The organism is bacterium, assembly GCA_016703265.1.
Classification (GTDB): domain Bacteria; phylum Krumholzibacteriota; class Krumholzibacteriia; order LZORAL124-64-63; family LZORAL124-64-63; genus CAINDZ01.
The window spans coordinates 85676-111114 of the sequence record JADJCK010000002.1; the positions used below are offsets into that span (position 1 = coordinate 85676).

Consider the following 25439-nt stretch of genomic DNA (forward strand, 5'->3'; position numbering starts at 1 on the left):
CCGGCCGAGCCGGTCACCATCGGGACCCATCGCGTGGGCCGGGGGCAGCCCCTGTTCGTGATCGCGGGCCCCTGCGTGCTCGAGGACCCCGACGAGATGCTGCAGGTGGCTACGCACCTGGCCGACACCTGCCGGCGCCTCGGGCTCGGCTACTGCTTCAAGGCGAGCTACGCCAAGGACAACCGCACCAGCGGCGACAGCTACCGCGGGCCCGGCGCTGAGGAGGGGCTGGCGCTGCTCGGCCGCATCGGCCGCGAGGTCGGCGTGCCGGTGCTCACCGATATCCACCAGCCGCAGGAAGCGGCAGCGGCGGCCGAGGTCGCCACCGTGCTGCAGATCCCGGCCTTCCTGTGCCGGCAGACGTCGCTGCTCGAGGCCTGCCGGCAGCACGGGCCGCCTGGTCAACGTCAAGAAGGGCCAGTTCCTGGCGCCCGAAGACCTGCGGCACGGCGCGCGCAAGGTGCTGGCCGCGGGCGGCGCCGGTGTCATGCTGACCGAACGCGGCTCGTTCTTCGGCTATCGCGACCTCGTCGTCGACTTCCGGGGCATCGCGCGGATGCGCGCCCTCGGTTATCCGGTCGTGATGGATGCCACGCACGCGGTGCAGTCGCCGGGCAGCACGGGCTCCGTCACCGGCGGGCAGCCAGAGATGATCCCGCTGCTGGCCCGCTGCGGTATCGCTGCCGGGGCCGACGCCGTCTTCCTCGAGGTGCATCCCGAGCCCGCGCGGGCGCGGTCGGACGCAGCCAGCCAGTTGCCGCTCGAGGCGGCGGCGCCGTTGCTGGCGCAATTGGCCAAGGCCCGAGAACTCTACCGCGAAAGCGAGGCGTGATGACCGATTCGCGCAGGTATCCCCGCGACTTTCCGTGGCCACCGGCCAGCGACGAGGACTATCGCCAGGAAGCCGTCGTTCGCGCCGGTGGCGAGCTCGCCGACCGCTTCGCCCAGGTGCGGCTGGTCGTGCTGGATGCCGACGGCGTCCTGACCTCGGGCCACATGGTCTACGGGGCGCAGGGCGAGGCATTCAAGTCGTTCCACAGCCGGGACGGGTTGGGACTGGTGCTTGCGCGCGCGGCCGGGCTCAAGCTCGCGGTGTTGACGGGGCGCAACAGTGCGATCGTCGAGCGGCGCTGCAGCGAGTTGCGCTTCGACGTGATGAAGCTGGGTCGCTTCGACAAGGTCGACGCGCTCGGCGAGATCCTTGATGAGACCGACTGCGCTGCCGAAGAGACGCTCTACATGGGCGACGACGTCATCGACCTGCCGGCCCTGTACCAGGTCGGCGTCCCGGTTGCGGTGCCGTGCGCGCCGCAGGAGGTGCGCCACCACTGCGTCTACGTGACCCAGGCGCGCGGGGGCGAGGGCGCCGTGCGCGAAGTGATCGACCTCGTCCTGAAGAGCGCGGGAATCTACGGCCAAGCGCTGGTGCGCCTGCGCGACAAGGCCTGGCAACCCACCCGGAGCGAGCTGTCGTCCGACTATGGCAGTGAACCGGAGCGTTCATGAGCAGCGACGGATCCGGCAAGACGAGCGGTGCCGGTGACGCGCGCCATCGTGCGCGCAACGATGAAGCCGACCGGACAGAGGCCGCCTGGAGCGACGCCGACCTGGTCGCACTCGGCCGTGAGGCCGTCGCCCAGGAAGCCGAGGCCCTGCGCGGCCTGGCGGCCGTACTCGATGACTCGTTCGCCGCTGCTGTCCGCATCCTCCTGCGCTCGCGGGGGCGTGTTCTGGTCACCGGCCTCGGCAAGAGCGGCTTTGTCGCGCGCAAGCTCGCGGCGACCTTGACGAGCACCGGCACGCCGAGCCAGTTCATCCACCCCGTGGAGGCCGCGCACGGAGACCTCGGCATCGTCTCGGGCAGCGAGGTGCTGATCGCGATCTCGCGCAGCGGCGCCAATCCCGAGGTGACGGCCCTGCTCGCGTTCTGCCGCACGTTCGGCATGCGCACCATCGCCATCACGGCCGACGCGGTGAGCGACGCCGCGCGTGCGGCCGACGTGGTGCTGCACACGCCGTTCGAACGCGAAGCCTGCCCGCTCAACCTGACGCCGACCACCTCGACCATCGCGGCCATGGCCATGGGGGACGCCCTGTCTGTGGCGCTCATCCGCCTGCGCGGTTTCGCCGCCGAGGATTTCGCGATGTTCCACCCGAGCGGCGCCCTCGGCCGCAGCCTGCTGCTGACGGTGGGCGAGCTCATGCACTCGGGCGCCGAACTGCCGGTCGTCTCGCACCGGCTCACCCTGCGCCAGTCGCTGCCCGAGATCGTCGGCAAGCGGCTTGGCGGCGCCTGCGTCGTCGACGACGACGGCCGGCTCGTGGGACTGTGCGTCGACGGTGACATCAAGCGCGTCCTTCTGGATCGCGAGCAGGCGCTCGACCTGCCGATCACCGAGGCCATGAACCCCCGGCCGACCACGATCACTGCCGGCGAACTGGCGATCCGGGCGCTCCGGTTGATGGAACGGCGCGAAGGGGGCGCCGTCACGCTGCTGATCGTCGCCGACGAGGCTGGCCGCCCGACCGGTCTGCTGCACATCCACGATATTCTCCGGGCGGGACTCCTGTGAACCCGTACCGCCGCTGCCGGGTGACGGTGGCGGACCCGGCCTGAGTGTTGTAACATGTTGTCGATAAATGTGTTAAAACTGTGGCACATTTCATGCTTGACGAGTGCCTCCGGGCGGCCGTTTCCTGAACACAGGGCAACGAACAGGCCCGTCCCGCCGTCCCCTGCCCGGAATGCCGGCGGCCAGGCGCCGTTGCCTGCCTGGCGGCGGGCGCGGCGACGTGCCTGGTGGCTGGTGCTGCTGGCGGTGGCGGGCGTGGCTGCCTGCCTGCCGACGGGCGCCGGGCGGGCCGCAGGGCGGTCCCTGGCGCGGCTGGGGCTGCGATGGCGGCGGCGCGAACGGGAACTGGCGCTCGCCAACCTCGCGCTGGCGTATCCGGACCTGGACCAGGCCGCGCGCCGGCGGCTGCTGGGGCGGGCCGCCGTGGCCGCGGGCGAGAACCTGTTCGACACCCTGGCGGCGGGGCGCCTGCGGTCCCGACCCGGGCTGGTTCGCGACGAGCCGGGGCCGGACGGCCGCACCCTGGTGGAAACCGTCTGCCGGGAAGCGGCGGCCGGCAGGGGGGTCCTGGTGCTCTCGGGGCACCTCGGCTGCTGGGAGCTGATGGGCGCCTGGCTGGCCGGGCGGCTGGCCGAAGCAGGCGTGGGGCCGTTGCATGTGGTGACCGGGACGGTGCGCAACCCGGCCGTGGACACCTGGCTGGCCGACCGTCGCCGATCGTTCGGCCTCGTGCCGCTGCCGCGCGCCGCCGGGGTCGCGCCGCTGGTGCGCTGCCTGCGGCAGGGACACCTGCTGGCGGTGCTGGTGGACCAGAACACGGGCGTCGGCAACGAGCCGGTTCCATTCTTCGGGCACCCGGCGCCGACTCCGGCAGGCCCGGCGCGCCTGGCGGTCAGGCTGCAGATACCGGTGGTCGTGGCCACCATCGGCCGGGCGGCGGCCGGCCACGGGCACGTCGTGCGCCACGGCGCCGTGTGGCGCGCCGACCCGATCCGGCCGGTCGACGTCGAGGTGGCCGCGTGCCTGCGCTGGACGAACGCCCAGCTCGAAGCCGAGGTGAGGCGGAACCCGGCGGAGTGGGTCTGGTACCATCGCCGCTGGGACACCGGGACGGCATCGCGTACGGCTGACGGACAAGGCAACGGGCAGGCGGAAGGCGGGGCATGACGACGAGGTGGGGCATACCGGCGATGATCGCGCTCCTGGCAGCCTCCGGCTGCCAGCGGGCGGCCGAGCCGGCCCCGTCCGCGATCGCCGCGGTGCCTGCGGCCGCCGCCGGCGACAGCGTGCGTCGCCCGCTGCAGGAACTCGTCGACTACCGCCTGACCGAAACCAGCCGCGGCGTGCGGCAGTGGATGCTGGCCAGCGTGCAGATGCGCAAGTACGCAGGTCGTGAAGACCTGGAACTGCTGGACGTGCACATGGATTTCTACCGCGCAGGGGAGCACTTCTCGGTGCTCGATGCCGACAGCGGGCGGGTCAACCCGCGCACCCGCGCCGTCCATGTCTGGGGTACCGTCGACATCGTCACCGACGACGGCCGCCGCCTGCAGACCGAGGACCTGGTGTTCGACAACGTGACCGGGCGCATCAGCAACGAGGTCTTCAACCGCTTTACCCGCGGTGTAGACGTGCTTACGGGTTATGGCCTGGACGCCACGCCTGACCTGGAGTACGTCGAGATCAAGCGTGAGGTCGCCGCCGACGTGGCGGACCCCGCCGACGCCGCCGCGCCCGCCGCGCCCGCAGACTCCACCGGAGGCCAGCCGTGACCGTAACCGCGACCGGATCGGTTCTCAGGGCAGAGGGACTGCGCAAGGTGTACCGCGGTCGTGCCGTCGTCGACGGCGTCGACCTCGAACTGCACCAGGGCGAGGTGGTGGGCCTGCTCGGCCCGAACGGCGCCGGCAAGACCACGTCGTTCTACATGATCGTCGGCTTCATCACGCCCGACCGCGGACGCGTGCTGCTCGATGGCCGTGAACTCTCGCGCCTGCCCATGTACAAGCGGGCCCGCCTGGGCATCGGCTACCTGCCGCAGGAGTCGTCGATCTTCCGGCGGCTGACGGTCGAGCAGAACGTCCTGGCCATCCTGCAGAGCCGGCGCATGCCCGGCCCCGAACGGCGGAAGCGGCTCGATCACCTGCTCGAGATGATGGGCGTGGCCCATATCCGCCGCAGCCGCGGCTACGAACTGTCGGGTGGCGAGCGGCGTCGCGTCGAGATCGCCCGTGCCCTCGTCAGCGAGCCCAAGTTCATGCTGCTCGACGAACCGTTCGCCGGCATCGACCCGATTGCCGTCGCCGACCTGCAGCACGTGGTCTCCACCCTGCGGGAGCAGGGGCTTGGCGTCCTCATCACCGATCACAACGTGCGAGAGACGCTCACCATCACCGATCGCGCCTACATCCTCTTCGAGGGGCGCATCGAACTGGCGGGTACCGCCGACGAAATCGTATCTTCTCCCAAGGCCCGGGAGATCTACCTGGGCGAGAAGTTCCGGCTCTAGGAGCCGCAGGAAGGCAGAGCGCGATGGCACCGAACCTCGGACTGCGGCAGAACATGCAGTTGCGCCAGCAACTGGTCATGACGCAGCGACTACAGCAGGCGCTGAAGCTCCTGCAGGTCCCGACCCTTGAACTGGAGCAGATCCTGCGCATCGAGTTGCAGGGCAACCCGCTGCTGGAAGAGATCGAGCCGGACGACGAGACCGACGGCCAGGACCAGGCCGACGAGGTGGCTGCGGCAGATTCCGATGCCGACCACGAAGCCGAGATGAATCGCGACGACGAGAACGCCGGTTTCGACGAGGACGGCAGCGAAGGCACCGGCGACGGTCCCGACGACCGCAAGGACTGGGGCGACACGTTCGACGACGGCTTCCAGTCGGTGTCGCTGGACCAGAACTGGGACGAAGAGGACGAACTCGAGCGGCCCCAGAAATACCTGCCCAGCGGCCAGGAAGACCTGACCGACCAGCTGCACCTGGCGATTCCCGAGGGTCTGGAACGCGCGATCGGCGAGTACATCATCGGCAGCCTGAACGACGACGGCCTGCTGGGCTGCACGATCGCGGAGATCTCCTCCTATTTCGAGGTGGACGCGACGGCCGTCGAGGCGGTGCTGCGCATCATCCAGGGCTTCGACCCGCCGGGCGTGGCGGCCCGGGACCTGCAGGAGTGCCTCCTGCTGCAGCTCGAGGCCCGCGGCATGGCCGAGTCGGACGAGGCCGTGGTCATCAAGCACCATTTCGAGGCCCTGAAGAACCGCAAGCTGAACGACATCGCGCGCGACATGCACCTGCCGGTGAAGCAGGTGCAGGAGATCGCGCAGCGCATCGGCGAACTCGATCCCCGCCCCGGCCTGTCGGTCAACACGGAAGGTGCGCGCGCCGTCGTGCCCGACCTCGAGGTGGTCAAGGTCGACGAAGACGGCCTCGAGTACGCCGTCTACCTGAACGACGCGAACATCCCGCGCCTGCGCGTCAGCCAGGCCTACGAAGGGACCGTGCAGACCAACGAAGATGCCGTGAAGTTCATCGATGAGCGCAAGCGGCACGCCGAGTGGGTCATCAAGACCATTGAGCAGCGTCGGCGCACCATGATCAAGGTCATGGAGGCCATCGTCGGCGAGCAGCGCGAGTTCTTCGAGAAGGGCGCCATCGCCCTGCGGCCGCTGACCCTGCAGCAGGTCGCCTCGACCATCGGCATGCACGAGTCGACGGTCTCCCGCGTGACGCGCCAGAAGTATGTCCAGACGCCCCGGGGCGTGTTCCCGCTGAAGTTCTTCTTCAGCGCCGGCCTCGATTCCGACCGCGGCGAGGATGTCTCGGCCAAGGCCGTCAAGATCATGATCCGGGAGATCATCGACGGCGAAAACACGGCCCGCCCCCTGTCGGACAAGAAAATTGTCGACATGCTCCAGGAAAAGGGCCTGAAAATTGCCCGGCGAACCGTGGCCAAGTACCGGGAACAGATGGGGATTTTGAGTGCGCGCATGCGCAAGCAGTTCTAGAATCGGGAGGGACCGGCCACCGGCCGGCCGCAGCGCGGAGAATTCGCCAGCCACGCAGGAGGACGCCATGCAGATGGAGATCAAGACCCGCCACTTCACCCTGGGTGACGATCAGCGGGCCACAGTGGAGGCGGCGCTCGAGAAACTGGAGAAATTCATTCCGCGACCCGTGCAGAGCTTCAAGATCAATATTGACCACGATGCCGGTCATTTCGTGGCCGGCGGCGTGCTGCAGCTGAAGAACCACGAGTTCCGTGCCAGCGGCGAGGCCCGCGAGCCCGAATACGCCGTCGACGAGATGTTCGAGAGCCTCAAGAAGCAGCTGGTGAAGTTCAAGGGGCGCATGGACGACCGCAAGAAGGGCGACGACGGCGGCCTCGGCCGTGTGATGGTGGACGGCGAGATGATGGTCGGCGACACGAGCGGAGAAGTCGAGGGCCTGGTGCTGCCCGACCTGGACGTGGAGGACGCCAAGGCGCGCTTCACGGCCGGGACCCTGCCGTTCCTGGTCTTCCGCAACGCGCAGACCCTGCGCCTGGGCGTGATCTACCGCCGCGCCGACGGGGCGCTCGGGCACATGGAGTCCGCCGGCGAGTGACCGGTGCTCCGCGGGACCGCTGTCCCGCCAACCGTGCGACGGCAGGAGTTGGCCCGATGTCGAAGGTGACCGTCCAGGGGCTCTACCAGGAGCTGCGCGAGACGCTCTTGCTCGAGCCCCTGGTCGCGTTGCCGGAGCGGCCCGTGACCATCCTGGCACCGGACGTCCATCGTCCGGGCATGGCGCTCATGGGTTTCGCCGAGAACTTCCTGCCGTCGCGCATCCAGGTCTTCGGGGAATCGGAAACCGCCTACCTGGCCACCCTCGACCACGCGGGCCAGCGCGTGGCGGTGGAACGCGTGCTCAGCCTCGACCCGCCGGTCATCTTCATCGCCATGGACCAGGAAGTGCCCGAGGGCGTATTGTCGCTGGCGCGCGAGCGCGAGTTCCCGCTCCTGCGGTCGGCGTTGCCGGCGGTGGAATTCATGACCGAGCTGGCGCATCATCTCGAGCGCCGGTTCGCGCCCAGTACCGAGGTCCACGGCACGCTGGTCGACGTCTACGGCGTCGGCCTGCTGTTCACGGGCCGCAGCGGCATCGGCAAGAGCGAGTGCGCGCTGGACCTGATCGAGCGCGGCCACCGGCTCGTGGCCGACGACATCGTCGAGATCCGCCGCACGGCCGAGGATGTGCTCATCGGCCGGCATCGCGAGGTGCTCCGGCATCACCTCGAGATCCGCGGCGTCGGCGTCATCGACGTGCAGGCGATCTTCGGTGTCCGTTCCATTCGCATGCAGAAGCGCGTCGAGCTGGAAGTCCAGCTCCAGGAATGGGACGATGCCGCCGACTACGAACGCATGGGTCTGGAGAACCGCACCACCGAGATCCTCGGCGTGCGCATCCCGCAGGTGGCGGTACCACTGTTCCCGGGCAAGAACATCACGGTGATCTCGGAAGTGATCGCCCTGAACTTCATGCTCAAGATCTACGGCTACGACGCGGCCCAGGTGCTGAACGAGCGCATCCTGCAGTCGATGCGCTCGAGCACGAGGTTGCGCGATTACCTCGAGCAGGACCGCGAATAGCGCGGCCGGCAGGAAAGGCAGCGGGATGATCCGCGCTCTGGTCATCACCCACGGCAACATCGGCGCCGAACTGGTTCGCGTCACCGGGCTCATCCTGGGCCCGGTCGAAGAGCCTGGCGGCGCTCAGCAACAGCGGCAAGTCGCTGGCTGACCTGCGGACGGCGATCACCGAGTGGCTGGCCGAAGGCGCCGCTTCGGGCGCCACCGGCGGCGTCATCTTCGTCGACGACTACGGCGGCAGCTGCGCGACCGCGGCGCAGCTCGCCTGCGGCCACGAACCCGACCGCGCCATCCTGAGCGGGGTCAACCTGGCCATGCTGCTCGGATTCCTGACCTGGCGCGAGAACGACGAGTTCGCCGAACTCGTCGGGCGCCTGGTGCGCAAGGGACGCGAAGCCATCACCGTGGTCGGGGGCCGTTGATGCCGGTGATCCTGGCGCGTGTCGACGACCGCCTCATCCACGGACAGGTCACCGTCGGCTGGAGCGAACGCCTGCGGCCCGATCGCATCGTCCTGGCCAGCAACGAGATTGCCGCCGATCCCTGGCAGAGCCGCGTCTATGCGAGCTCGGTCCCGCCGTCGATCGCCGTCTCGGTCGTCTCGCTGGCGCGGGCCGCCGCTTCGTTGCGTTCGCCGGAAGCGACGGACGAACGCACGATCGTCCTGACCGGCACTCCCACGGAAATGAGCGACCTCGCGCACCTCGGCGCACCGTTGCCGGGCGTCAACCTCGGCGGCATGCACTTCGCGACCGGCAAGCTCGAGATGCTCCCGTTCGTGTTCGTCGACCGGCGCGACCTCGAGGCGCTGAAGCGGCTGCTCGCTGCGGGACTGGCGTTGCACGCCCAGCAGGTCCCGGGCGGGCGCGAGTACTCCGTCGGTACCCAGCAGCTGGCCGACATGGAGGCGCGCCTGTGACCGCGCCGGAACTGGCCTTTGCCCTGAGCGGCGCCGACTGGGCGCTCCTGGGCTGGCTGGCGCTGCTGGCCGGCTGCCTGGCGCTCGACGAGACGGCGCTGGCGCAGACCTGGCTGAGCCAGCCGCTGCCGGCGGCGTTCCTGGCAGGCCTGGTCTGCGGGGAGCCTTCCGCCGGGCTGGCCGTCGGGCTGCCGCTGCAGATGGCCCTGACGATGAACCTGCCGGTGGGCCAGACCGTGACGGGCGATGCTTCGGGCGCTGCCGTTGCCGGCGTCGGCGGCGCCGTGCTGGCCGGGCGCACGCCGGCGCCACTGGGCGGCGAGGGCGACCCGGTCCTGACGGGTTGGCTGCTCCTGGGCGCCGCCGCCGTGAGCCTGGCCGGACACCCGCTCGTGCAGGCCGAACGCCGGCTCCACATGGTCTGGATGCTCGAGGGCCGGCACACCCTGCGTGACGGCAACCTCGGGCGCGTGGAGGCCATCCACGGGCGCTGTCTGCTCACCGCTTTCGTGCGCGGCGGCCTGTTCGCGGCCCTGGCCCTGCTGGCCATGGCGGCGGTGTGGCTGCCGCTCTACGCGCGCCTGCCCCATGGGCTCGGGTTCGGGTTCGCCTGGCTGCCCTGGCTGGCGGCGGCCCTCGGCCTCGGCGCCGTGTTCGAGCGCTACGGGGCGCGGCGTCACTGGGGCTGGCTGGGCGCGGGACTGGGAGCCGGCTGGCTGCTGGGGGCGCTGACATGAGCGTCCGCATCGAACCGGGCGCCGACGGCACCGCACCACGGCTGGCGCAGGGCGTTCGGTGGCAGGTTTTCGCGCGTTCGCTGGGCCTGCAGGCCTCGTGGAACCACCAGCGCATGCAGAACCTCGGTCTGCTGGTCTGCCTGATGCCGTGGCTGCGCGCCCGTGAGCGCGACCCGGAACGCGATCGCCTGTTCTGCCGGCGCTACTACGAGTTCTTCAACACGAACCCGTACCTGGCGGGCTATGTCATCGGCGGCCTGTTGCGGCTGGAGCAGGAACGCGAGGGCCAGGGCGGGTTGCCGCGTGGGCAGGCGCAGACCTTTCGCGACTCGCTCGGCAGGGCCCTGGCCTCACTGGGCGACCAGCTGTTCTGGCTCGGGCTGCGCCCTGCCGTGGCGTTGCTGGGTTGCGTCGTGAGCCTGGTCGCCGTCGGTGCGGCACCGCTGGCGCTGGGCCTGCTGGCGCTGCTGGTCGTGACAGGGCAGCTGGTGTGGCGCTGGCGGGCCATCGGGCGCGGCTACGCTGCCGGCTATGACATCGTCGAGCTGCTGGGCGACCCGCGCTGGCACCGGGCCATCAGGGCCGCCAAGCGCGCGACACTCGTGCTCGCCGGCGTACTCGGCGGTTGGATACTGCATGGCGGTTGGGACGTCTCATCGCGGCCGGCGACCGGCGGCTGGGTGGTCATGTCCCTGCTGGTGGCGGCACTGGCGTTTCCCTCGCTCGCCCGGCGCCGTCCGGCCGGCGAGTTCCTCATCATGGCGGCCGGGATCCTGGGTGTGGTCCTGGCCTTTGCGCTCGGCGAACAGGGGAGTTAATATGCGGATCCTGACTTTCATTCTCCACGATCACCGAAAGCGCGAACCTTGAAGTCGGCGACGGCCCGAGTGTCCGATCCGGTCGGATTCCATTTGCGTGCAGCTGGACGTATCGTCAAGCTCACCAAGTCGTTTGCGTCGGAAGTGACGATCCGCTACGAAGGCCGCGTAGCCAACGCCAAGAGCATCATGGGACTGGCGAGCCTGGCCGCCGAGTTCGACACGCTGGTCCAGGTCGAGGCCAACGGCCCCGACGAAGCCGCCGCCCTGGCCGCCCTCTGCCACTTGATCGAGGTCGGGCTCGCGCAGCCGGAATCAGAGGCCTGAGGTGCAGACGCTCGCCGGCATCGGCGCCTCGCCGGGTTACGCGCTCGGTCCCATCCACACCATCCGCCTGGCCACCATCGTGCCGCGGCGGCGGGCGGTCGCGGTCAAGGATGTGCCGCAGGAGATCGAGCGTTTCCGCGTGGCGGTCGAGCGCGCGCGCGAGCAGATCCGCGAACTCAGCGAACGGATGAGCAGCGAACTCGGCGCCGACGAGGGCGCCATCCTCGCCAGCCAGCTCCTGATCCTCGAGGACGAGATGATCTGGGACGCCACGCTGGCGGCCATCCGGCTCGAGCGCATCAACGCCGAGGCCGCCTTCGCGCGCACGGTCGGCGACCTGGCTGCCCGCTTCCTCGAGATCGAGGACGCCACGTTTCGCGAACGCGTGAACGACCTGCGCGACGTCGAGCAGCGCGTGCTGCGCGGTTTCACCGACGGCGCCCTGTCCGGGCCCGTGCCACCGCCGGTGCCGAGCATCATCGCCTCGCGCAACCTCACGCCTTCGGATACCGCCGCCCTCGGTCGCCACAACGTCCTCGGCTTCGTGATGGATGAAGGCGGCAACACCAGCCATGTGGCCATCCTTGCCCGTTCCCTGGGCGTACCGGCGGTCGTGGGACTGCGCGGGGCCGCGGCTGCCCTGGCCGTGGGCCAGGTCGTCGTCGTCGACGGCACCGAGGGGCAGGTCCTGGTCGACCCGGACGAGGAGACGCGCCAGCGCGTCGGCGTGCTCACGCGGCAGCAGGTCGTGGTCAACGAGAAGCTGGCCTACCTGCGCGATCTTCCGGCCGTCTCGCCCGACGGCCGCCGCGTGAAGATGATGGTGAACATCGAGCTGCCGATCGAGGTGGAGGAGGCCCTGGCGCGCGGCGCCGAGGGCATCGGCCTCCTGCGCACCGAGTACCTGTTCTTCCAGCACGGCACCATCCCGACCGAGGACGACCAGGTCCGGGTCTACACCGAGATCGTGCGCCGCATGGGCGGCAGGCCGGTCATCTTCCGCACGCTCGATGTGGGCGGCGACAAGGTGTCCGACTACCTCGGCGCCAAGCGCGAGTACAACCCGTTCCTCGGCTGGCGCGGCATCCGCTTCTCGCTGGCCAATCGCGGGCTGTTCAAGACGCAGGTCAAGGCGATCTACCGCGCCGCGGTGGCGGGCCAGGCCAAGCTCATGTTTCCCATGATCACCGGTGTCGAAGAGTTGCGGCAGGCCCGCGAGGTCTGCGCCGAAGCCGTTGCCGAACTGGCCGCCGAAGGCCAGGCGCACACGGCGGACCTGCCCGTGGGCATCATGATCGAGACGCCCTCGGCGGTGCTGGAAGCCGACCTGCTGGCCAGCGAGTGCGACTTCTTCAGCATCGGCACCAACGACTTGATCCAGTACACGCTGGCCATGGACCGCGGCAACAGCCGTGTCTCCTACCTGTACCGCCCGCTGCACCCGGCCGTGCTGCGCGCCATCAAGCGCACCGTCGAGGCGGCCCACGACGCCGGCATCTGGGCCGGGCTGTGCGGCGAGATGAGCGCCGAGACGCGCCTGGCCGAGGTGCTGTTCGGGCTGGGCCTCGACGAGATCAGCACGCACGGCGCCGCGCTGCCCAAGGTGAAGCAGGTGATCCGCTGGACGCCGTACAGCGAGGCGCGCGCGGTGGTCGACCATCTGATGACAACGCGCACCGCCGACGAGGCTGATGCCTGGCTGGCCGACTACATCGCCACGCGCAAGCGCGAGCGAACCACCGAAGGAGGCACCTCGTGAGTGAATGGCCAAGTGCCGGCAGCGGCGACATGTTCCGCCTCGTCGCCGCCCTGCCTGACCAGCTCCGGGCGAGCGCTGCGCTCGCAGGCCTGGATACGGTGGCCGCGGCGTCCGGCGTCCGGCGCCTGGTGCTGTGCGGGATGGGCGGTTCGGCCATCGCCGGCGACCTCGTGCAGCCTCTGCTCGCCGCCGGCCGGGTTTCGCTGACCGTCTGGCGCGACTACGGCCTGCCGGCCTGGACCGGCCCCGACGACCTGGTGATCTGCGCCAGCTACTCCGGGCACACCGAAGAGACCCTGGCGGCCTATGCCGAAGCCGGCCGGCGGGGCTGCCGGCGGCTGGCCATCGCCAGCGGCGGTGAACTCGTCGCGCGCGCGGGCGCCGACGGCGTGCCTGCCGTGACGCTGCCGGGCGGCCTGCCGCCGCGGGCCAGCCTCGGCTACGGCCTGGGTGCCCTGACCCGCGTGCTCGGGCGGCTGGGCCTGGTCGCCGCCGCCGGCGACCTCGTGGAAGCCGCCGCAGCGACCCTTGACCGGGCCGATGCGCCCCGGCGCCACCCCTGGGGCCCCGGTGCGGAAACCGCGGGCAGCGACCCGGACGGCAACCCGCCGGCCGAGGCCCTGGCGCGCGAACTGGCGGGCCGGGTGCCGGTGATCTACACTTGCGGCGGGGAGAGCCACGCCGTCGGCCTTCGCCTGAGGGCCCAGCTCAACGAGAACAGCAAGGTTCCGGCCCTTCTGGCGGCCTTCCCCGAGCTCGACCACAACGACCTGGTCGGCTGGTGCCTGGACGAGGACGACCGCCGCCGGTTCGTCCTGTTGATCCTGCGCGCCGCCGACGAGCACCCGCGCACCACGCTGCGCGTGGGGTTGACCCGGGACCTGCTGGCGGGCCAGTTCGCAGCCATCCATGAATTGCGGGGCGGGGGAGCCGACGCCCTTTCCAGGGTCATGTCCCTGGTGCAGTATGGCGACTACCTGAGCTGCCACCTGGCAGAGGTCAGGCAGGTCGACCCGGTTCCGGTCGAACGCATCATCAGGCTCAAGGAAGCGCTCGCAAGGGCGAAGAACCCATGATCCAGCAGGTCGCCGGCAGGGCGGCACGGACACGAGGGGAAGGACCGTCGACATGAGCAATCAGTACCTGTTCACGAGCGAGTCGGTGACCGAAGGTCATCCGGACAAGGTGGCCGACCAGATCTCCGACGCGGTCGTGGATGCGATCCTGGCCAACGACCCGACCGGCCGCATTGCCTGCGAGACCATGGTCACCACCGGCATGGCCTGCCTCGCCGGCGAGATCACGACCTCGACCTACGTCGATATCCCGACACTGGTCCGCGACACGATCCGCCGCATCGGCTACACCTCGTCGGCCATCGGCTTCGACGCCGACTCGTGCGCGGTCCTGGTCTCCATCGACAAGCAGTCGCCGGACATCGCGATGGGCGTGGACACCGGCGGCGCCGGCGACCAGGGCCTGATGTTCGGTTACGCCTGCCGCGAGACCGACGTGCTGATGCCGCTGCCGATCACGCTGGCGCACCGCATGGCGCAACGCCTGGCGGCCAAGCGGAAGGACGGCACGCTGCCCTGGGCGCGCCCCGACGGCAAGACGCAGGTCACCTGCCTGTACGAGGACGGAAAGCCCATCAAGGTCGAGACGGTTGTCGTCTCGACGCAGCACGACGCCGAGGTCACGCTGCCCGACCTGCAGGCGGCCATCGCGACGCATGTGATCGAGCCCGTGCTGGCGACGTTCAACGTCGACCACAAGGGCTTCAAGAAGCACATCAACCCGACCGGTCGCTTCGTGGTCGGCGGCCCGCAGGGCGACTGCGGCCTGACCGGCCGCAAGATCATCGTCGACACCTACGGCGGCAGCGCCTGCCACGGCGGCGGCGCCTTCAGCGGCAAGGACCCCACGAAGGTCGACCGCTCGGGCGCCTACGCGGCCCGCCACCTGGCGGTCAACGTCGTGGCGGCCGGCCTGGCCGACCGCTGCCAGGTGCAGGTCGCCTACGCGATCGGCGTTGCCGAGCCCGTGTCGATCAACGTCGACTGCTTCGGCACCGCGAAGGTCCCCGAGGCGAAGATCGTCGCGGCGATCCGCGAGGTGGCCGACATGACGCCCAAGGGCATCATCACGCGGCTCGACCTCCGTCGCCCGGTGTTCGCGCCGACGGCCGCCTACGGCCACTTCGGGCGCGACGACCAGGACTTCACCTGGGAGCGGCGTGACCTGGTGGAAAAGCTGAAGGCAGCGATCCGCTAGGACATCTGTCGAGCACCGGTGGAAGACACCTGCAGAAGAAAGAGCGGCGGGACATCCGGATGTCCCGCCGCTCTTCCACTTCACCATGATCGGCACTTCACCATGTCAGCTCGCCACGGCGCGATCTCAGCACGCCTTCAGCCCGACTACTCGGTGGTCGGCGCAGCGGACACGGAAAGGTGGATCGTCCGGTGGCGTGTCACGGCCCAGGCGGGATAGGTGACGGCCAATTCAACATCATATTCACCGGCTGTCGCGAAGCGGAATCCATTGTCGCCTTCGGGCGTCAGCTGGAATCGGGCTGGGCCTCGGTGAACACACGGTTCGTCGGGTCGTTCATCTCCCACCGGAAGGCGAGCTTCACGGCGTCGCCGGGAACGGCCGGGTAATCCACAGCGCAAGACTGGACCACGGCATCAAACCGTACGACATCAGCAGTCGTCGGATTGTTGCCGGGGAAGTTCGTCGACACCTCGACGACCAGGCTGTCAGGCAGCACCACGACCGGCACTGACGCGCTTGCTGCTTCGCCGCCCGGATCCGTGGCCGTCACCACGACAGTGTATTCGCCGGGCGTGTTGTACGTGTGGTAGGAAACCGACGTCGAGCCCGTACCGCCATCGCCGTAGTTCCAGGTCATGTCCAGGCCGTTGTTGCCGCCCAGGGGATCGCCCGTTTCGTCACCGCCGGAGACGTACGCCGTGGCAATGACCTCGACCGGCGCCACGCCGCAGGCAGGGCTGACGTTCATGCGGGTGATGCGGGGCTTGTTGTCTTCCTTGCAGCCGGTGGCCAGGAAGGCCAGCGCCAGCGTGGCGAGGCAGATCGACAGGAGTTTGGATACGCGTTTCATGAGCTTGTCTGCTCTCCCTGTGGGGTCGCGTGGAGGTGCCGATCAGCGGCCCCGGAAACCCCGTTCCGGAACCAATCTGCCTGGTCACGGGCATCACGATCTAGGCAACAAGACAATTCAATGTACCAAGTTAGGGCTGTCCGGGCAAGGAGTCCAGCCAAAATCGGCGGGCCGGGTTCAGCGGCGGGCCCGGGCGAACAACATCAGGAACAGCAGGCCGTAGAACACGTTACCGGCCCAGGCGGCCGGCAGGGGCGGGATCGCGCCGGCGTGGCCGAGCGCCCGGCCGAAGTTCATGAACAGGTAGTAGCCGAAACTGATGCCGATCGTCAGGCCGAATCCGGACGCCACGGTAGTCTTGCGGGGGCCCGAGGCCAGGACGACCCCGAGCAGGACGACGATCAGGTTCACCAGCGGGAAGGCCAGGTTGAACTGCAGGTCGACCTCGGCCGACCGCGGGTCGCCGCCGGTCTGGCGCACCAGGACCACGTGCTCGCGGAGCTGGCGGATGTTCATGTCCTCCTGGGCCACGCGATCCTTCTCGAACGCGCGCGGGGTGATCGTCAGGTCGGCGGCGGTCAGGCGCGTGAACGCGTCGAGGCGCTCGAGTTCGCCGTCGAAGACGCGCCGCGTGCCGTCCACCAGCGTCCAGTGCTCGCCGTCCCACTCGGCGCGTGCGGCATCGACGCGCTCGGTCACGCGCGAGCCCTCGCGCGTGACGATCTTCAGGCCGGTGAGCTGGTTCGCGGCCGGGTCGTAGCGCCGGGCGTAGTACAGCCGTCCGTCGGGGCCCGTCAGGGCGATATTCTGCGTGGGCCGGATCGTCTCCGGCCGTCCGTGGATATCCACTTCCCAGACGCGCTCGCGCGCCACGTTGGCCTTCGGCAGCACGTATTCGCGCCAACCCAGCGACAGCAGCGAGACCAGCGCGGCGGCCACCACCAGGGGCCGGGTCACCCGGAACAGCGACCAGCCGGCGGCGAACAGCGCCGTCAGTTCCAGGTAGCGCGCCATCTGCCCGACCGAGAACAGCGTGGCCATCAGCATCGAGATCGGCAGCACGATGTCGAGCGTCCAGGCGGCCTTGTACAGGTAGTAGCGCACGACTTCGCCCGCCGTGGCGGCGTTGTCCACCAGGCTGCCCATGTGGTCGAGCAGGTCGATCAGAGTGAACAGGATGAGCGAGCCCACGAGCGCCATCACGAGGTAGCGCAGGAAGGTCAGCAGGAGCTGCCTGTGGATGATGGTCATCAGGCTGCGCCGCCCGGCGTCGCGGCGGGGTGCGCACTGCGGCGGCGCCAGGGCCAGGCAGGCAGGTCGGGCAGCCGCCCCTCGCGCACGGTGCGCATGAACAGCGGAATGCCGATGGCCGTCAGCACCACGTTGGCGCTCCACATGGCCACGACCGGGTCCAGGCGGCCGCGATCGGCCAGCTTCTCGCCGCCCATCAGGAAGGCGTAGTAGACGAGGAACACGGCCAGCGCCAGCGAGACGCTGATCCCGCGCCCGCTGCGCGAACCCGCCACCGCCATCGGCACTCCCAGCAGCACGAAGACGACACAGGCCACGGGAATGGCGAACTTCTTGTGGTACTCGACCAGGTACTTGGCCTCCTTCACGCGGTAGCTTTCCAGCAGGCGCGACTGGTAGCGGTCCTGCTCCAGGGCCCGCTCCACCTTCTGCCGGCTGGACCGGAAGTGGTTTTCCAGCACGGCCGCGGCCGGGCGCTGGGAGCCGGCCCGCGCGTTGCCCAGTTCCGTGCGATAGCCGTCGTCCATGACCCGCCACTGCGCGTCGAGCACCGTCCCGGCCAGCTCGCGCACGCGCCCGCGCACATCGTCCTGATGTTCGCGCTCGGTGGTCGCCGCCGCCATGAGCTCGCCAAGGTCCATCTCACGGTCGCTGCGCGCGCTGCGTTCGGAGATCTGGAAATCCTGCTCCATGTTCTCGACGACCAGGTTGTGGCGCCGGAAGCGGGTCAGCTGGTAGGTGTCCGGATCCTCGGGATCGGGCACTTCGTGGATCTCGCCGTCTTCCAGTTCGATGCGCAGCAGGTCGTTCTCATGGTCCGGCACGATGCGGCCGCGTTCGGCGATGGTCAACCGGGGGGAGAGGTCGCCCGGCTGGCCCTTCTCGACGATGGTGACGTCGCCGATGACGCCGGTCAGGTCGTCCTTGCGGCGCACGAAGATGGTCAGGTGCTCGTTCAGGTCGGTGAACTGCTGCTCGCGGACTTCCAGCATCGGTTTCTGCCGCCCGATGTCCTGCAGCAGGTTGACCAGCGTGTGGTTGGACCGGGGGTAGACATAGTGGTTGTAGGCCACCTGCGAGGCGGTGATCAGGGCCGCCGCCACGAACAGCGGCCGGGCCAGGGCCCAGAGGCTCAGGCCGCTGGCTTTCATGGCCGTAATTTCATGATCGGCCGCCAGTTGGCCCACGCCCATGAGCACCCCGACGAGCACCGCCATTGGTACGGATAATGCAAAAGTATACCCTAGGCTCAGTCCCAGGACGCGCGTCGCCAACAGGAACGGGACCCCCTTGCTGACAAACAGGTCGACGTACCGAAACAGCACATCTATCATCAGCAGGAACGTGATGACGAACCAGCCGAAGAGGAACGGTCCTGCTGTCGCTGTCAGCAAGTGCCTGTCAATCAAGCGCATGAGAGGCTTTCGTGGTTGAGCGGGCTCCGGATCGGGGCGCCGGTTGCCGGCGGCCGACCTGGACCTGACGCGGGTTGCGTACCGTCCCCTGAAGGCCGCCGGGACCTCGCCGGAAACTGCCCGCCGCTGCGGCCGGTCCGGTCAGGGCCGGATCGTTCCGGGCACAGCCTGACCATTTTCGTAGACGAACGCCGTGCGGACCAGCAGTATTTCGGCGGCCGGGCCCGCCCCAGCAAGGAGTTCCCCGAGTTTTGTCGCGGTCGCATGGCAGGTCCGGAAACCCGTTCCGCCGGCGGTGGTTCCCCGCCGCCCGGCCTTTGGCCGCCGCGCGCCCCGGCCGGCGCCTGCCAGGGGCCGTGCTGGCCCTGTGGGCCTTGCTGGCGCTGGGTGCCGCGCCGTCGCTGGCCGACCCCGACTACGGCCGTCCCATCCTGCCGGGACTCGACCCCCTGCTCAAGTCCACCGCCGAACCGCGCCTGCTGGGCGCCGAGCGGCTGATCCTGCGGGAGCGCCTGCTCCGCCAGGGCGTCGACCCGCTGCGCGAGCCGGGGCGCCGCCCGGACATGGCCAGCCTCGTCCGGCTCAAGTGGCACGAGCGGGGCAACATCGACCTCGAACGACGCACCGAGCTGCGCGAGTACAACGGCCCGCTCGGCATCCTGACCGAGATCACGCACCCCGATTTCTTCATCCTGGTGCCGCTGGCCGAGCCTTTGCCGGGCGGCTTCACCTGGTACCCGCCGCGGCCCCTCGGCGACCCGTCGGTCGATGTCTTTGTCGATGATATCGATCGGTTCCTGGCCCGGCGGCACGCCGTGGGCGCGGTGTTGACGCGCACCGACGCGCTCGACCGCAGCGGCAGCGGCAAGAACGCGCAGGAAACCAGCCTCATCAACCTGACGATCCCGGTGAAGCTCCCGCGCACGCTGGAGAAGATCATCGGCAAGGGCGAGAAGACACGCATCAAGATCACCGGCCGCGAACACATCGCCCTCAGCGGCGAGAGCACGGTGACCAAGCCGTTCGTCGCCAGCGAGCGCGTCACGAGCCAGTCGCTGTTCCCGACGCTCGACATGGAACAGCAGCTGCAGATCAACCTTTCGGGCACGATCGGCGAGAAGATCATCCTCGAGGTCGACCACAACAGCGAACAGATGGGACCCGAGGCGACCAAGATCAAGCTGATGTACAAGGGCCTCGAGGACGAGATCATCAAGACCATCGAGACCGGCGACGTCGGCCTGACGCTGCCCGGCAGCCAGCTGCTCGGCTACAGCTCGAACAAGACCGGCCTGTTCGGCCTGAAGGTCACCGGCCAGGTGGGCCGCGCCGATTTCACCGTCGTGGCCTCCAAGCAGAAGGCCGAGTCCAGCTCGAAGTCGTTCAACGCGAAGGGCGGGCAGGTCTCCGACAACATCATCCGCTCGTCGGACTACCTCAACAACCGGTTCTTCAAGCTCGACCTGCCGGAGCGCGAGCCGTTCGGGCGGCAGATTCCGGGAGAGAAGATCGATCCCAGCTCGATCAGGGTGTACCAGTTGATGCCGACCGGGCAGTTCGGGGTCGACGACATCCGGAACGTGGCCGTGTACGTCGACACCCTCGGGTGCTATGCCTGGGACGAAAAGGACTTCAGCAACGCACACTACACGGGTGCGCGCTGGCGCAAGATCACGAATTTCGACCTGATGGAGGACACGAACGGAAACCTCGTCGCCCTCGACATGCGCTCTTCCTATGATGCCGGCGACGTGCTGGCGGTCGTCTATGCCGTCATTGATGCCGCCGGCGCAGTGACGCAGCGCGTCGGCGATGATCCCGACCTCGTGAACCCGGAACAGGCCGTGAACGGCGTCGAGGGCGTCTATTACCGGATGAAGGTGCTGAAGACCACCTACGCCACGCGTGTGGCGCATGTGTTCGACTACGTGCTGCGCAACATCTATTCCCTGGGCGGCACGAATATCGACGCGACCACGTTCTCGCTCCGCATCGAGACGACAGCCACCGAGAACGAACCGACGCTGGACCGGAATGGGAAGGACGGCACCACCGAACTGCTCGGGTTGGAGTATATCCGGATCTTCGGGTTGGACCAGCAGAACGAGCAGGGCGAGCCGGTCCCCGACGGCAAGGTCGACCACAACACCGTGCTGTTCGACCTGACGAAGGGCCTCCTGAAATTCCCGCTGGATTTCCCGCGGCCGTTCGCCGGACCCAGGGAGAAGTACGAGCAGTACGCCGGGTCGGCCGACTTCGTCTGGGCGCAGAGCCGACTGGCCGACAACCCGCAGGACAGCCTGCTGTACGAAGTCGACACCCAGGCGACCCAGTTCCCGGACTACGCCCATTTCGAGATCATCGCCACGCACGCCGCCGCCGCCAGCAGCTTCAACCTCGGCGCCTCGAACATCGAGGAGGGCTCCGAGACGGTCACGCTCGACGGCCGTACCCTGACACGCGACGTCGACTACGAGATCGACTACACCTTCGGCGAGATCCAGCTCAAGGGCGAGGCGGCGAATCTTTCTGCCGACAGCAAGATCGGCGTCGACTACCAGTACGCGCCCTTCCTGGGCGGCGGCAACACGAGCCTGATGGGCCTGAGCCTCGGCTACGACCTCGGCCGCGACAGCAAGATAGCCACCACCTGGCTGTACCAGAGCGAGTCGATCGTCGGCGAGAAGGCCAAGCTGGGCGAGGAGCCGAGCAAGAACCTGGTCGGCAACTTCAACGTCCAGCACACGTTCAAGCCCACGTTCCTCACGAAGGTGGCGAATTTCCTCAGCCGTAACGACTCGGAGCGCGAGAGCACGGTGCAGTTCTCGGGCGAACTGGCGATCAGCAAGCCCAATCCCAACACCAAGGGGCTCGTCTACCTCGAGGACTTCGAGGGCGTCGACGCTTCGGACATGGTCAGCCTCAATCGCCTGAGCTGGTCTTACGCCAGCGTGCCGCAACTGGGCGCCGAGTGGCTGCGCGACAATCCAGATACGCGGACCTTCGCGCCCACGGATCGGGTGAAGACGATACGCTGGTTCCTGCCGAAGGACCGGGTGCTGCGGCGGTACCTGAACCCGGACCTGGTGAACCAGGAGCGCGACGAGACCCAGACGGCCATGGATCTGTACCTGCGCGCGGACGGGACCTGGCAGACGGGGAACTGGGGCGGCATCATGCGCGGCATCAGCCGCACCGGGCTGGACCTGTCGAAGTCGCAGTTCGTCGAGGTATGGATCAACGACAAGGTCGCCGCGAACCGACGGCGCGCTCAGGACGCCTGCACATCGACTTCGGCTACATCAAAGAGGACGGCTACTGGCCTTCCGACGGCGCCGGCGGTCTCGTGGTCGGCGAGTACGAGAAGGAGGACGGCATCCTGGCGAGGACGGGATCGGGGACGGTGTCTGGCAATCCACCGAGGACATCGGGCTGTCCGGCAGCGAAGCCGAAGCCCTGCTGTACAGTGCGGACTACGACTACAAAGGCGATTCCCCGTATCCGCGCATCAACAACACCTCGCGCAACAACCGCGAGGACACCGAGGACCTGAACGCGAACGGCAACCTCGACCGGACCGACGGCTATTTCACGGTCACGATCGACCTGAAGGATACCGAACCGCTGGTGGATGTCGTCCAGGACTACGACAACGTCGCGGACCTGGTCGCCGGGAATATCGCCTGGCGCAAGTACCGCATCCCGCTGGCGGCCATCGACCAGGTCGAGGGCAACGCGCCGCCCGACATCAAGGCGGTCACGCACGCGCGCATCTGGTACGAGAACGACAGCCCGACGGCGCCCGCGGCCATGCACCTGCAGATCTCGGAATTGCGATTCCTCGGCAGCCGCTGGGAGCGGGAAGGCGTGCGGCGCATCGACGGCGAAATCCTGCTCAGCCCCGGCGAGCGGCTGCCGGACGAGGAGTTCTTCCTCGGCGAGGTGAACAACAAGGAGAACCCGGACTATCCGCCGCCGTTCGCGGTCCATAGCGAGAACAACATCCCGGACAAGGAGCAGTCGCTGGTCCTCAACTACCAGGACCTCGAGCGCGGCCACATGATGCGCGTGAGCAAGCAGGTCTCGCCGCGCGGTGACGACTACACCGCCTACCGCAACATGTCGTGGTACTGGTACAACCCGTCGCACGACACGGCCGACCTCGACCTGCTGTTCCGCGTCGGCGCCGACACCCTGAACTACTACGAGGTGGCCTACCGGTTCAGCGACAGCGGGTCCAAAACGGGCTGGCGCCGCATGTCGGTCGGACTGGCCGAGCTGTCCAACGCCAAGAACGGCGAGTTGCGCGAGGACGGCGCCGTCCACTCGCGACTGGCCGACCTGGAGACCGGCGAGGAGTATCGCGTACGGGTGGTGGGGCGGCCCGACCTGAGGCGCGTGCGCCGCTACTACATGGCCGTCGCCAACAACCTCCTGACCACGCCGGCGAGCGGGTACCTGTACATCAACGACGTGCGGCTGGAGGGCATCAAGCGCGAGAACGGCATGGCGCAGCGGGCCGGCCTGCGCCTGAACATGGCCGATGTCTTCAAGGTCGACTTCGACTGGAAGCACAACGACGACACGTTCCACGGGCTGGACAAGCGCGTCGGCTCGGGCATCGACCACGAGGAATGGAGCGTGGCGAACAGCCTGAACCTGGAGGACTACGTGCCCCTGGCGGGATTCCGCCTGCCGGTCAGCGGCAGCCGCCGCCAGACGATCGACCAGCCCCGGTACGTGGCCAACAGCGATATCGAGATCCTCGACAACGACCTGCTCGGCGCCATGACCTCGATCAGCACCCGTGAACAGGTCTCCGCCCGGCTCAACCACACGCCGGCGAAGGCGGTGCTGCTGCGCTACCTGGTCGATCCCTGGTCGCTGCAGATGAGCGGGTCGCGCGATTCGAACGAGGGGCCGCTCCTGCGCAGCCGCAGCAAGAGCCTGCAGGGCAGCCTCAACTTCGACCTGCGCATTCCCGGGGCCTATTCGCTGGCCAGCTACCCTGTGGTCGGGCGCGTCCCGATCCTGAAGAGCATCTCGCTGGTGCCGCGCAAGGTGGCGCTGGGCGCCAGCTTTGCCGCCAGCGAGGGCGCCTCGACGACCATCACCGACACGGGCGTGGAAACCGTGCGCCCGGTCGATCGCAAGCGCACCGGGAAGCTGACCGGCTCCTTCGACTACGCGCCGCTGCCGGTCATGGACATGGCCTTCAGCGCCAACTCCGACCGCGACCTGCTGCGTGAGCAGACACGGTTCGGGGTCAACATCGGCGAGGAGAACCGGCGCAGCTACGACCTCCGCATCACCTTCTCGACCCCGAAGGGCGTCAAGATTCCCCCCGGGCTCCTGTTCGCGCCGGCCCGCCTGTTCATGAAGACGCTGGACAAGGTGAACCCTTCGCTGCAGTACAGCGGCGGCTTCAACGACGTGCACGATCCGGCCCTGCGGCAGCCCGGCGATCCGGACGACATCCGGAGCATCAGCAACTCGGCGAACTGGGACCTGCGCCTGAGCGTGCCGATCGGCGATGCGGTGAAGGCGTTGTTCCCGGAGCAGAAGTACAGTGCCGGCCAGCGCGACCAGATGGTGAATCAGCAGCGCCGGCTGGAAGGCCAGAACTCGCGGCGGCCCCAGGGCGGGTTCCCCGGTGCGGGCCCCGGCGGCGGTACGCCCGACGTCCCGCCCGGCGGTACGACGCCGGCCGACAGTACGACCGCGGGCGCCTCCGTCGCGCCGACGGTGCCGCCCGCCGAAGACGAATTGTTGACTCCCGAGGAACGGCAGCGCCGCGAAGAGGAGCAACTGCTGGCAGCCGCCGAGGAGCGGCTCGAACTCGAGCGCGAGCGGCAGCGCCTGGACGGCGAAGTCGTCCCGGCCGAGCAGGCAGTGGAGGGTGGAGGCGGCGGGTTCGGGCCGCGGTCGCTGGTGGAACCGGTCCTGTCGCTTCTGCGCAACACGCAGGCCCTGAAGGTGACGTTCACCACCCGCGACAACAGCAGCTACGCGCGCCTCCTGGACCAGGCCACGTTCTGGTACCAGGCGGGTTTCACTTCGGACATCGACTCCGACGAATCGCGCTATGCGGCCAGTTCGTTCGACCACCAGGAAACACTGTCGCTGGCGACGTCGATGAAGGTCACGCGCACGCTCTCACTGGATTTCAAGTATGCCAAGACCGACAGCCGGCGGGAGCAGGTGGGCTCGGAGTCGAAAAACCGGCGCGAGGACTGGCCCGACGTGACCTTGAGCCTGTCGGGCATCGAGAAGTGGGGCCTGCTCGGCGGGGGCAAGAAGGAAGGCGAGGGCTGGTTCCGCTCGTCGAGCTTCAACGTCGGCTACAAGCGCGGACTGACCGTGAACAACTACACGGAGACCGTCTACAACCCCACGATCTCGACGACGCTGCAGCCGCGCTGGTCGTTCACCTTCCCGAGCGGGCTCTCGGCGACCCTGAATGCGAACCTGAAGTGGGACGATGCCCGGGGCAACGGCGTGATCACCTCGACGACGCAGTCGCGCTACGGCCTGCAGCTGCGCCACCAGTTCCGTGCCGAGCGCTTCCTGGCGAAGATGGGCCTCTACAAGCCCGGGGCCAGCCAGAACGTGAACATGGACGTCGACATCTCCTACCAGTCCGACCGCACGGAGCGCGAGAATCCCGGACTGGCAGCCACGGCTCCGACCGGGACGAAGCGCATCAGCGTCGAGCCCCGGTTCACGTACCAGATTTCCCGGAACCTGACGGGCGCGATGCGCTTCAAGTTCAGCCGCAACGCCAACATCGCCACCGACCAGACCCAGACGACGCTCGGCCTGGGCGTGGAGGCCACCTTTGTCTTCTAGGCACCGGCTGATTTCCGCAACCCTTGC

The 25439-nt window shown here is 68.6% G+C and carries 20 protein-coding genes and 1 pseudogene; 18 read left to right on the forward strand and 3 right to left on the reverse strand.

The window, feature by feature from the left end; translation table 11 throughout:
- Positions 1-96 precede the first annotated feature (96 nt).
- From kdsA to IPG61_04250, 17 genes and pseudogenes are all read left to right on the forward strand, one after another.
- Positions 97-832 (forward strand): annotated as a pseudogene (kdsA, locus tag IPG61_04170) (3-deoxy-8-phosphooctulonate synthase).
- The gene (locus IPG61_04175; protein ID MBK6733274.1) at positions 832-1506 is read left to right on the forward strand and encodes an HAD hydrolase family protein; all 675 of its coding nucleotides are present in this window, start codon (positions 832-834) and stop codon (positions 1504-1506) included. The pseudogene kdsA and the gene IPG61_04175 overlap by 1 nt, the downstream one beginning before the upstream one ends.
- Positions 1503-2573, forward strand: coding sequence for a KpsF/GutQ family sugar-phosphate isomerase (locus tag IPG61_04180; protein MBK6733275.1), 1071 nt, complete (start codon positions 1503-1505; stop codon positions 2571-2573). The genes IPG61_04175 and IPG61_04180 overlap by 4 nt, the downstream gene beginning before the upstream one ends.
- A gap of 192 nt (positions 2574-2765) precedes the next feature.
- The gene (locus IPG61_04185) at positions 2766-3740 is read left to right on the forward strand and encodes a lysophospholipid acyltransferase family protein (protein MBK6733276.1); all 975 of its coding nucleotides are present in this window, start codon (positions 2766-2768) and stop codon (positions 3738-3740) included.
- Positions 3737-4345 (forward strand): LPS export ABC transporter periplasmic protein LptC, encoded by a 609-nt coding sequence (lptC, locus tag IPG61_04190; protein ID MBK6733277.1) that lies wholly within the window; start codon positions 3737-3739, stop codon positions 4343-4345. The genes IPG61_04185 and lptC overlap by 4 nt, the downstream gene beginning before the upstream one ends.
- On the forward strand, positions 4342-5082 hold the full coding sequence (gene lptB / locus IPG61_04195; protein MBK6733278.1) for an LPS export ABC transporter ATP-binding protein: 741 nt from the start codon (positions 4342-4344) through the stop codon (positions 5080-5082). Before lptC ends, lptB begins: the two co-directional genes overlap by 4 nt.
- Before the next feature lie 23 nt (positions 5083-5105).
- Complete coding sequence (gene rpoN / locus IPG61_04200) at positions 5106-6587, forward strand: RNA polymerase factor sigma-54 (protein MBK6733279.1); 1482 nt, start codon at positions 5106-5108, stop codon at positions 6585-6587.
- Between the two features lie 67 nt (positions 6588-6654).
- The gene (locus tag IPG61_04205) at positions 6655-7185 is read left to right on the forward strand and encodes an HPF/RaiA family ribosome-associated protein (protein MBK6733280.1); all 531 of its coding nucleotides are present in this window, start codon (positions 6655-6657) and stop codon (positions 7183-7185) included.
- 56 nt (positions 7186-7241) lie between these two features.
- The gene (gene hprK, locus IPG61_04210) at positions 7242-8210 is read left to right on the forward strand and encodes an HPr(Ser) kinase/phosphatase (GenBank protein MBK6733281.1); all 969 of its coding nucleotides are present in this window, start codon (positions 7242-7244) and stop codon (positions 8208-8210) included.
- Positions 8211-8323: 113 nt separating this feature from the next.
- Positions 8324-8632 carry a hypothetical protein gene (locus IPG61_04215; protein MBK6733282.1) on the forward strand — a complete coding sequence of 103 codons (309 nt, stop codon included), beginning with the start codon at positions 8324-8326 and terminating at the stop codon, positions 8630-8632.
- Complete coding sequence (locus IPG61_04220; protein MBK6733283.1) at positions 8632-9129, forward strand: PTS sugar transporter subunit IIB; 498 nt, start codon at positions 8632-8634, stop codon at positions 9127-9129. The genes IPG61_04215 and IPG61_04220 overlap by 1 nt, the downstream gene beginning before the upstream one ends.
- Positions 9126-9866, forward strand: coding sequence for a PTS sugar transporter subunit IIC (locus IPG61_04225; protein ID MBK6733284.1), 741 nt, complete (start codon positions 9126-9128; stop codon positions 9864-9866). The genes IPG61_04220 and IPG61_04225 overlap by 4 nt, the downstream gene beginning before the upstream one ends.
- The gene (locus IPG61_04230; protein ID MBK6733285.1) at positions 9863-10684 is read left to right on the forward strand and encodes a PTS system mannose/fructose/sorbose family transporter subunit IID; all 822 of its coding nucleotides are present in this window, start codon (positions 9863-9865) and stop codon (positions 10682-10684) included. Before IPG61_04225 ends, IPG61_04230 begins: the two co-directional genes overlap by 4 nt.
- 69 nt (positions 10685-10753) lie before the next feature.
- The gene (locus IPG61_04235; GenBank protein ID MBK6733286.1) at positions 10754-11011 is read left to right on the forward strand and encodes an HPr family phosphocarrier protein; all 258 of its coding nucleotides are present in this window, start codon (positions 10754-10756) and stop codon (positions 11009-11011) included.
- Position 11012: 1 nt separating this feature from the next.
- Positions 11013-12770, forward strand: coding sequence for a phosphoenolpyruvate--protein phosphotransferase (gene ptsP / locus IPG61_04240; GenBank protein ID MBK6733287.1), 1758 nt, complete (start codon positions 11013-11015; stop codon positions 12768-12770).
- On the forward strand, positions 12767-13846 hold the full coding sequence (locus IPG61_04245) for a bifunctional phosphoglucose/phosphomannose isomerase (GenBank protein ID MBK6733288.1): 1080 nt from the start codon (positions 12767-12769) through the stop codon (positions 13844-13846). The genes ptsP and IPG61_04245 overlap by 4 nt, the downstream gene beginning before the upstream one ends.
- A 52-nt stretch (positions 13847-13898) precedes the next feature.
- On the forward strand, positions 13899-15044 hold the full coding sequence (locus IPG61_04250; GenBank protein MBK6733289.1) for a methionine adenosyltransferase: 1146 nt from the start codon (positions 13899-13901) through the stop codon (positions 15042-15044).
- A 286-nt stretch (positions 15045-15330) separates the two neighbouring features.
- Here IPG61_04250 and IPG61_04255 read toward each other — a convergent pair whose 3' ends face one another.
- The 3 genes from IPG61_04255 to IPG61_04265 form a co-directional block, all read right to left on the reverse strand.
- The gene (locus IPG61_04255) at positions 15331-15897 is read right to left on the reverse strand and encodes a PKD domain-containing protein (protein ID MBK6733290.1); all 567 of its coding nucleotides are present in this window, start codon (positions 15895-15897) and stop codon (positions 15331-15333) included.
- Between the two features lie 177 nt (positions 15898-16074).
- Complete coding sequence (locus IPG61_04260; GenBank protein MBK6733291.1) at positions 16075-17148, reverse strand: LptF/LptG family permease; 1074 nt, start codon at positions 17146-17148, stop codon at positions 16075-16077.
- Entirely contained in the window at positions 17148-18563 is a 1416-nt protein-coding gene (locus tag IPG61_04265) for an LptF/LptG family permease (protein MBK6733292.1), read from the reverse strand. Before IPG61_04265 ends, IPG61_04260 begins: the two co-directional genes overlap by 1 nt.
- 3123 nt (positions 18564-21686) lie before the next feature.
- On the opposite strand from IPG61_04265, the gene IPG61_04270 reads away from it, so the two are divergent.
- A complete protein-coding gene (locus IPG61_04270) occupies positions 21687-25412 on the forward strand; it encodes a hypothetical protein (protein ID MBK6733293.1) in 3726 nt (1241 codons plus the stop codon).
- Positions 25413-25439: the final 27 nt, after the last annotated feature.

Bases quoted from the DNA above. Each gene is read 5' to 3' on its own strand.
- IPG61_04260 (MBK6733291.1), bottom strand. From the start codon at position 17,148: ATGACCATCATCCACAGGCAGCTCCTGCTGACCTTCCTGCGCTACCTC.
- hprK (MBK6733281.1), top strand. From the start codon at position 7,242: ATGTCGAAGGTGACCGTCCAGGGGCTCTACCAGGAGCTGCGCGAGACG.
- IPG61_04175 (MBK6733274.1), top strand. From the start codon at position 832: ATGACCGATTCGCGCAGGTATCCCCGCGACTTTCCGTGGCCACCGGCC.
- IPG61_04255 (MBK6733290.1), bottom strand. From the start codon at position 15,897: ATGAAACGCGTATCCAAACTCCTGTCGATCTGCCTCGCCACGCTGGCG.
- IPG61_04205 (MBK6733280.1), top strand. From the start codon at position 6,655: ATGCAGATGGAGATCAAGACCCGCCACTTCACCCTGGGTGACGATCAG.
- IPG61_04230 (MBK6733285.1), top strand. From the start codon at position 9,863: ATGAGCGTCCGCATCGAACCGGGCGCCGACGGCACCGCACCACGGCTG.
- IPG61_04265 (MBK6733292.1), bottom strand. From the start codon at position 18,563: ATGCGCTTGATTGACAGGCACTTGCTGACAGCGACAGCAGGACCGTTC.
- IPG61_04250 (MBK6733289.1), top strand. From the start codon at position 13,899: ATGAGCAATCAGTACCTGTTCACGAGCGAGTCGGTGACCGAAGGTCAT.
- lptC (MBK6733277.1), top strand. From the start codon at position 3,737: ATGACGACGAGGTGGGGCATACCGGCGATGATCGCGCTCCTGGCAGCC.
- rpoN (MBK6733279.1), top strand. From the start codon at position 5,106: ATGGCACCGAACCTCGGACTGCGGCAGAACATGCAGTTGCGCCAGCAA.
- IPG61_04180 (MBK6733275.1), top strand. From the start codon at position 1,503: ATGAGCAGCGACGGATCCGGCAAGACGAGCGGTGCCGGTGACGCGCGC.
- IPG61_04220 (MBK6733283.1), top strand. From the start codon at position 8,632: ATGCCGGTGATCCTGGCGCGTGTCGACGACCGCCTCATCCACGGACAG.